General features: G+C 58.2%; 1 protein-coding gene. It reads left to right on the forward strand.

What is annotated here, in order from left to right:
• Window positions 1-997, forward strand: a 997-nt coding sequence (locus A3722_RS18520) for an efflux RND transporter permease subunit (RefSeq protein WP_150120554.1), incomplete at both ends; no start/stop codon positions are given.

A 997-nucleotide genomic window follows, 5' to 3' on the forward strand; every position in this document is an offset into this window, starting at 1 on the left:
GGTCAGTGGTGCGGCCGGGTTCTTTGTCCGTAACCGTTTTTTCGCCATCGTCCTGTGCGGCATATTTTTGGCGGTGGGCGGTTTTGCAGGATCGCGACTTGGTTCCGAATTTACGCCATCGTTGGAGGAAGGCGATATTCTGATGCGCGTCACCATGGCACCCTCGATTTCGCTTACCGAAGGAACGAAGACGACGACGCTTGTGGAAAAGCGGCTGTTAAAGAATTTTCCTGAAATCAAGTCCATCGTGACCCGTATTGGGCGTGGTGAGGTTGGCGCGCATGCTGACCCGACCAACAGCGCCGAAGCCTTTATCGAGCTGAACCCGGTCGATCAGTGGCGGCCCGGCTTGTCTGCCGAAGGTTTGCGCACGGCGATTTCGGAAGATCTGGAAAGCTTTCCGGGGATTGTGGTGAATATCGGCCAACCCATCGCGATGGCTGTTGATGAATTGCTGACCGGCACACGCGCCGAACTGGCCGTCAAAATCTTTGGACCGGATTCCGAAATTCTGTTGGAGCGATCACAAGTCCTGCAATCACTCCTGCAACAGGTTGAGGGGTCTGCCGAGGTACAGGCCGACCAGATCACCGGTGCGCCGCAACTTGTGGTAACCGTGGATCGGTCAGCCCTTGGTCGCTACGGGCTTGATGTTGAGGACGCGTTGGATGGGCTGCGTGCAGCCGTCGGCGGGGCCGAAGCCGGATCACTGTTCGAGGGCGTGCGACAGTTTCCGATCATGGTGCGTTTTGACGAAGAAAGCCGCGACACACCGGAGGCGATCAGACGCATCGTGCTGGAATCGCCTTCGGGCGCACGGGTGCCGCTGGACACAGTGGCCAATATCGAAACTGTAATCGGTCCACGCCAGATCACACGCGAAGATGGCGAACGCTTCATCACGGTCCAGTCCAACGTGCGCGGTCGCGATATCGGCTCTTTCGTTGCCGAAGCGCAGACGTTGACGGACGCTCAGTTGGATCTACCGCCCGGGTAT

This window comes from Sulfitobacter sp. HI0027 (assembly GCF_001634775.1).
Classification (GTDB): Bacteria; Pseudomonadota; Alphaproteobacteria; order Rhodobacterales; family Rhodobacteraceae; genus Sulfitobacter.